Below are 7,164 nucleotides of genomic sequence, written 5' to 3' on the forward strand. Positions count from 1 at the left end.
AAAACAGACTGCACCGAGAACTCGATAGCCCTGGGGTCGGGTCGGGGTCGGGTCGAACCCAACCTCAACCCGGGTCGGGTCGGGAACCTGCGGGTCGGCGGCGGGTCGGCGGCGGCGGCGGCCTCAACCCGGGTCGGGCAACGCGGGTCGGGGCGATCCGGCACTCCGGCGTCAACCCAACCCGGGTCGGGTCGGCCGGCAGCTACATGGGAGGGATGAGGTGTTTCTTGCCGAGCCGGTTGCCAGCAACCGAGGCCGGGCGGAGGCTCAGGCGCTGGGCGACCTCGCGCCTTAAATCCCTGCCCGCCACGAGCTCATCCACGACCAGTTCGCTCGCTAGCTTGTGGATGTCCACCGACTCGCGATACTCGGTCCTTAGCCGCTCTACCTGCGCCTTGCGTTCGTTGGGATCCTCGATCTCCTGCAGCTTGTTGTAGTACACGGCGTTCACCGCTGCTTGGGGCCCCATGACCGCAATGGAGGCCTGAGGCAGGGCAACGCACGCGTCCGGCTCGAAAGCGGGGCCGCACATGGCGTAAAGCCCGGCGCCATACGCCTTGCGCACGATCACGCTGAGCTTCGGGACGGTGGCCTCGCTAACCGCAGAGATCATCTTGGCGCCAGCCCGAATGATACCTTCACGCTCGACTTTGGTTCCAATCATGAAACCTGGGACATCAGCAAGGAAGACCAGGGGAACGTTGTACGCGTCGCAGAGCCATATGAATCGGGCAGCCTTGTCCGCGCTATCCACGAAGAGCACGCCGCCCATCCGCTTGGGTTGATTAGCGACGATACCTACCGTGCGACCTTCGATACGTGCGAATCCAGTCAGTATCTCTGGTGCGAACAAGGGCTTGATCTCAAACCAGCTGTCGCCGTCGACGAGCGTATGCAGGACTTCCATCATGTCGAACGCCTTGTTCTCGTCCTGTGGAATGAGCGCTTCGAGGTCCGCGTGCGACGCCGGGGCACGCGGCTCCAGGGGCGCTGGGGCACAGCCGGAGTGGGCCGGCATGTATCCGAGATACTGGCGCGCGAGCAGCAGTGCTTCAGACTCGTTGGACGCCAGTAGATCGCCGCAGCCCGACACTCCGCAGTGCATGGCAGCGCCACCCATTTCCTCCAGCGTCGTCTTCTCGCCGATCACCATTTCCGCCATGCGTGGCGAGCCGAGGTACATGGATGCGTTGTTCTCGACCATGATCACCACGTCGCAGAATGCGGGAATGTAGGCGCCACCTGCCGCGCTGGGTCCGAACAAGACGCAGAGCTGGGGAACATGGCCACTTAGCTGGACCTGGTTGTAGAAGATGCGCCCGGCTCCTCGTCGCCCAGGAAACATCTCGAGCTGGTCTGTGATGCGCGCTCCTGCCGAATCGACGAGATACAACAGCGGGCAGCTGAGCCGCCGCGACGTCTCCTGAACGCGCAGGATCTTCTCGACCGTCCGGCGACCCCAGGATCCGGCTTTGACGGTGGAGTCGTTCGCCATCAACGCGACGACCCGCCCTCCCATGCGCCCCACTCCCGCTATCACCCCATCGGAGGGTAGGTTCCCGGCCGCGCAGTTCGCCAGCGTCCCGTCTTCGACAAACGAGTCGCGATCCACCAAGCGGGCGATTCGCTCGCGGGCGAACAGCTTCCCCTTGGCTGCGTTTTTCTCGTGGTACTTGGGCTCCCCGCCACGCCGGGTACGCTCGACCTGTTCTCTGAGCTCGTCATCGAGTGACATCGTCGTTGTCCTCGCCCTCCCAATCCTCTGCAGGTCCGATCTCGCCCTGGTCGCACAGCGCGCTAGGCAAGCTGCGATCATCGAGCTCGTCGCCAAGGTCGACATCGGGTGACTCGTGCTGGTCCCGCCAGCCGTACTCATCGTCATCCAGCCCGTCGCTGTCCAGTGGGATCAGCTCGCCCGCGACTTCACTGTCCTCGACCCAGCTCTGCCGCTCGGCGGCCTCCGAGGTGTCGATCAGATCGCCCAGATCGCCCGGCTGAATCGGGTCTCCAGCATCAAGCAGTCGTCCGGCCTCAGCTTCGCCGTCCTGCCCGATCTCAGGTTCGTCGAAGTCCTGGACTTCCTCCAGCTGAGCCGGCTCATCCTCCTCTGCTTCGCTCGGCGCATCGCTCGGCGGAAGCCGCAGGGGCGGCTCGTCCTCGTCTAGCAAACTGTGCATGGCCGCAGCCCGGGACAATAAACCCCTCTTGGCCCATGCGCCAAGCCCGTCAGATTCTCCACGCTGCCAGGCCTGACCCGCAACGAAGCTCCGGGTCACGCCAGCCCCAGCCGATGCATCACTTTCTTCAGATCCGACCAAACCGTGCGCTTGAACTCCGGGCTTCGCAGCAAATAAGCGGGGTGGTAGGTGGGCATCACGGCGATACCATGCCACTCGCGCCAGATGCCGCGCCACGGCCCCACTGGCGGCGCGCAGCCCAGGTTGTTCGCCGCGCATCGCCCCAGCGCGACGATCATGTCCGGGCCAACCAGCTCGATCTGCCTGGCCAGGAAGGGCAAGCAAGCTGCGGCCTCGTTGGCTAGCGGTGTCCGGTTGTGCGGAGGTCTGCACTTGACCACGTTGCAGATGTAGACCTCCTCCGGGCGCAGGCCCATCGCCACGATCATGCGATCGAGGAGCTTGCCCGCTGCACCCACAAAGGGCAGCCCCTGCAGATCCTCGTCGCGTCCGGGTCCCTCGCCCACCAGCAAGAGGCGAGCCGAGGGATCCCCTCGCGCGAACACGCTTTGGGTGCGCCCCTTGGCGAGGTCGCAGCGTGTGCAAGCCGTGACCTCCTCTTCCAGGGCCCCGAGCGCTCGACCTCGTGACGTTACGGTTGCTCGCGACCCGGACGGATCCACAGCGCGATTGCCCGCGGTGCGCGTGACCGCCAGACCAACCAGACCGAGCTCGAGTTCGTCCTCCAGGAGCGCGATCGCCTGATCGATCAACTCGGCGAGCTGCCTACGTTCGGTGGGTACCTGTTTCGGCATGTGGACGTTTTGATTCGTACTCCGTAAACTGCCGGCGAAGCGCTAGCGTGCGCGACCAGCACGACTTACGGTCCGTCCAAGAATAGCACACCACCGATTGACTCCAGAGCCACGGGATTGATAGCCTATCCGAGCCAAGTGTTAGAGGTTACAGAGGAAATTCGAGGTGAATGGTGGCGTCTCAGGCACGTGTGATCGCACACGGAGCGACCCATGTTGGAATGAAGCGGGGCCACAACGAAGACAGCTTCGCGGTACTCAACAACCAGCACCTGTACTTGGTAGCCGACGGCATGGGCGGCCACGCCTCCGGCGAGGTCGCCAGCAAGATGGCTATAGACACGGTTCGCGACTTCTTTGACGCGACCGCGGACGACCCCGATTCCACGTGGCCCTACAAGATGGACAAGACTCGGGGCTACGAAGAAAACCGGCTGATCACCGGGGTGAAGCTTGCCAACCTCCGCATCTTCGAGGCCTCCCAGCGAGAGAGCAAGCGCCGTGGCATGGGCACGACCGTGGTGGCGCTGCTGGTCATGCGAGAGGGCTGCCTCATAGGACACGTAGGCGACTCACGCGTCTACCGCCTGCGCGAGGGTGCCCTGACACAGTTGACCGAAGACCATTCCCTGCTCAACGACTACATCAAGATGAAACAAATGAGCGCGGAGGAGATCGCGAACTTCCCTCACAAGAACGTGATCGTTCGTGCTTTGGGTATGCGCGACACTGTCAAGGTAGATACGCTCATCGACTCCCCGCAGCCGGGGGACTTGTACGTCCTGTGCACCGACGGCCTGAGCGGGCCTGTGAAGGACGACAGGATTGCCCAGATCTGCACCTCGACTACCGATCTGAAGACGATGAGCGGAAGCCTCATCGACAGCGCCAACGGCAACGGCGGTCCCGACAACGTCACCGTCGTGGTGGCGAAGTGGATGGGGCAGGGCTAGGGGGCCCCGGCCGCCGTCTTTCCCGAGGGCGTGAGGATGCTGTCCTGCGCCGCCTCGTTGACCGTGGTGTGGGGCCAAACCACAACACGTCGAAGCCGAACCGGGCCAACATTGGCGTGCGCCCCAACCACCACTTGGTGGAGCACCGCCTCCGGATCGACGTTGGCGTTGGGGTGGCAGATCGCGCCTTCGTGAGGCGGGTCTACGCCCCTGAAGCGCAGGCGACCGCTCGCCAGATCGCTGTTGGCTTGCAGGTAGCCCGCGAGATCGCCTGCATCACGCCACGGGCCCAGGTCCATTGCCGACATCACGATCTCGCCCCGGTCAAGCCATTCCCGGTAGGCCGTGCGTACGATGCACCCCTGCGCAGGCAGTGCCCCCCACGCTCGAGCGTCCAGGATATGGTAGCCAGCGAACACCACGCGGCGAAGCGGCTTCGTTGCAGCCTCGGGACGGCCCAACAGACGTCTCACGCGTCCGTGGTGGTCCACCTCGACCGAACCGTAGTCTTGACCGAGGTTCGCACGACGCACGATCATGGTCGCGATGGCACCCGTGCGACGATGCAGCGAGAGCGCGGCTTGTAGGTCGGGCGCAAACAGCACATCCGAATTCGCCACGACCAAGGTCTCACCCGCCTGTGGACGCAGCGCGTTCGAAATGCCGCCGCCTGTGCCCAGCAGCACCGGCTCATGAACAAAGCGCAGCGACGCCCCTTCCGGACAAACCGCACTCAGCTGCTCTTGCACGACTTCCGGCAGGTGGTGCGTGTTAGCAACCAGATCCGTCACTCCACTGCGTGCGAGGTGGTCCAACGCGAACCAACCCATCGGACGGTTGGCCACAGGAATCACCGGTTTCGGCAACGCGTCCGTCAGGGGCGCCAGGCGGGTCCCGTACCCCGCCGCGAGCAGCATGCCACGCATGCCGAGAGGCTAGACCTGCCTCATCGAACTCACAACAACGACGCCGGCCGGGCGCCAGCGCGCCGAGGTACCGGCGAGCTACGGTGATGTACTGCTGTCTGGCGAATTGGTAGTCGCGGAACCGGGCCGCGGGCGGATTCGCGTGGCAGACCACGGGCGCTGAGCCATCATGCCTTCACGACGTTGGGGCGCTGGCCGCGGTAGACGCCACGGGCATCCACGATCAACGCGGCGTGCTCCTGGACCAGTTCGTAGTCCATGCCCGAGTGCGCTGTGACAAGCACGACGGCGTCTCGACCCTGTAGGCTGGCCCGGCTAAGCGGCTGCGACTCCAACCTGGGTAGAAAGCCCCAGTCGCGCGTTTCCGGAACGACCGGCACGTGGGGATCGTGGTAGGCGATGCGGGCACCCCGCTCGAGCAAGAGCCGCATGACCTCGAAGGCTGGGCTCTCGCGCGTATCGCCAACGTCCTTCTTGTAGGCCATGCCGAGCATGAGCACATCGCTGCCCTTGAGCGCCTTGCCGCGGTCGTTCAGAGCCTGCTGCAGGCAATGTACCACGTACGTTGGCATTCCTCGGTTGATCTGGCCTGCGAGCTCGATGAAGCGCGTGTCGAGCCCGTGCTCGCGCGCCTTCCAGGACAGATAGAATGGATCGAGCGGAATGCAGTGGCCGCCCCACCCCGGTCCGGGATCGAATCGCATGAAACCGAACGGCTTGGTCTCGGCGGCATCAAGCACCTCCCAGATGTCGATACCCATCTTGGCGTAGATGAGCTTGAGCTCGTTGACCAATGCGATGTTCACGGCGCGGAAGATGTTCTCGGTCAGCTTGGTTGCTTCGGCAGCGTCTGCGCTCGACACCCGCACCGTCCTTGCGATCGCCTGATCGTAGAGCAGCTGGGCCAATTGCCCGGACACGGGATCGACCCCGCCCACCACCTTGGGGATCGTGGTGGTGGTGTGACGCGTATTGCCAGGGTCCTCTCGCTCCGGCGAAAACGCCAGAAAGAAGTCCTGACCAGCGTGCAGCCCGGTCGATTCCAGCAGCGGCTTGATCAGCTCGATCGTCGTGCCCGGATAGGTCGTAGACTCCAGCACCACCAGCTGACCCGGCCGCAGGCTCTGTTTGATGCGCTCGCTGGTCTTGACCACGTACGACAGGTCCGGCTCTCGCTGGGCAGACAGCGGAGTCGGGACGCAGATCAGGATCGCATCCGGTTCCCCGAGACGGCCGAAGTCCGTGGTTGCCTCGAGCCGCCCGCCATCGGCGCTAGCCCGCAGCAACGCCGCATCAATGTGCGAGATGTACGAGCGTCCCTGAGCCAGCGCCTCCACTTTTTGCGGGTCCACATCAAAGCCCAGCACCCGGAACTCCCGCTGCGCAAACGCAAGCGCCAGCGGCAATCCCACGTAGCCAAGGCCGATGACACCGATCGTCGCCTCGTGGTCGCGCAACCGCCTGCTCAGTGCCTCCGCATATTCACCAGCTTGCCGCACGTGCATTCTCCCTTCCGGCTCCCCCCGGTCCTACACCAACGACCCCTCCGGCATCAGCTCGCCCCGGCGGCGGAGATCGCGCAGATCGTCGATCACCGGGCGCCAGAAGTGGCGGTCCGCCCTGCGCAACGGCGCCGCGCGGGCCTGGAGCCAGTCGTCCAGCTCGTCCTCCAGGATCTGAGCGAGCTGGCCATCCCGCTCGAGTTGTGCCGCTGCGGCCATCACGACAGGCGGCGCGCCGGCGGGAAGAACTCGGTGCATTGCCGGGTGCTCCACGAACATGCGTCGAAACTCGTCGAGGCTGAACATGTTGGCGAGTGCCCAACCGATGTCGTGCTCAGACCACGCGGGCCCGTGGTCCCGGAGGTACGCGAGCACGAGGCGGCCGATGACCGGGTAGTCTCGAGCTCGCTGGGTCTTCTTCAGCTCGACCAGGTCCTTGATGCCCACCGTGTGCATCAAACCCCAATCCGCATCGACGTCGCAAGCCTCGCGCAGCGCTGCTTCGAAGGCCCGAGCTCGAGGAGGGTGACCCATGACGTCAAGGTAGCACTCCGGCTCTTTCCCAGTTGCCGGCAGCACGAAGTGAAACCCGTGCCTCCTCACCGAGTGCTCCACGGTGAAAGCTGGGGTCAACTTGTAGTAGCGAGCCCCGACCTCGCGCAGCGCTTTGAGAAAACGCTCGAAGTTCAGCTGAGTGGGCATCAGCCACAGGTCGATGTCCTCGGAGAAGGTGGCGGCCCCGTACAGGATGCTCGCCTGTCCGCTGATCAGAAGCCACTTGACGTCATGGT

The 7,164-nt window shown here is 64.4% G+C and carries 7 protein-coding genes; 1 reads left to right on the forward strand and 6 read right to left on the reverse strand.

Annotated elements, in window-relative coordinates:
• Positions 1 to 202 precede the first annotated feature (202 nt).
• The 3 genes from MJD61_12790 to MJD61_12800 form a co-directional block, all read right to left on the reverse strand.
• Entirely contained in the window at positions 203 to 1,735 is a 1,533-nt protein-coding gene (locus MJD61_12790; GenBank protein MCG8556144.1) for an acyl-CoA carboxylase subunit beta, read from the reverse strand.
• Positions 1,722 to 2,177 (reverse strand): hypothetical protein, encoded by a 456-nt coding sequence (locus tag MJD61_12795; protein ID MCG8556145.1) that lies wholly within the window; start codon positions 2,175 to 2,177, stop codon positions 1,722 to 1,724. Before MJD61_12795 ends, MJD61_12790 begins: the two co-directional genes overlap by 14 nt.
• 95 nt (positions 2,178 to 2,272) lie before the next feature.
• Positions 2,273 to 2,992 (reverse strand): uracil-DNA glycosylase, encoded by a 720-nt coding sequence (locus MJD61_12800; GenBank protein MCG8556146.1) that lies wholly within the window; start codon positions 2,990 to 2,992, stop codon positions 2,273 to 2,275.
• Positions 2,993 to 3,162: 170 nt separating this feature from the next.
• Between MJD61_12800 and MJD61_12805 the strand changes: the two genes are divergently transcribed.
• Entirely contained in the window at positions 3,163 to 3,945 is a 783-nt protein-coding gene (locus tag MJD61_12805; protein ID MCG8556147.1) for a Stp1/IreP family PP2C-type Ser/Thr phosphatase, read from the forward strand.
• On the opposite strand, the gene MJD61_12810 is transcribed toward MJD61_12805, so the two are convergent.
• The 3 genes from MJD61_12810 to MJD61_12820 all read right to left on the reverse strand — a co-directional run.
• On the reverse strand, positions 3,942 to 4,871 hold the full coding sequence (locus MJD61_12810; GenBank protein MCG8556148.1) for an NDP-sugar synthase: 930 nt from the start codon (positions 4,869 to 4,871) through the stop codon (positions 3,942 to 3,944). The genes MJD61_12805 and MJD61_12810 overlap by 4 nt on opposite strands.
• 167 nt (positions 4,872 to 5,038) lie before the next feature.
• Entirely contained in the window at positions 5,039 to 6,376 is a 1,338-nt protein-coding gene (locus MJD61_12815) for a nucleotide sugar dehydrogenase (GenBank protein ID MCG8556149.1), read from the reverse strand.
• 24 nt (positions 6,377 to 6,400) lie between these two features.
• Positions 6,401 to 7,164, reverse strand: a 764-nt coding sequence (locus MJD61_12820) for a hypothetical protein (protein ID MCG8556150.1), incomplete at its 5' end; no start/stop codon positions are given.

The organism is Pseudomonadota bacterium (assembly GCA_022361155.1).
GTDB lineage: Bacteria > Myxococcota_A > Polyangia > Polyangiales > JAKSBK01 > JAKSBK01.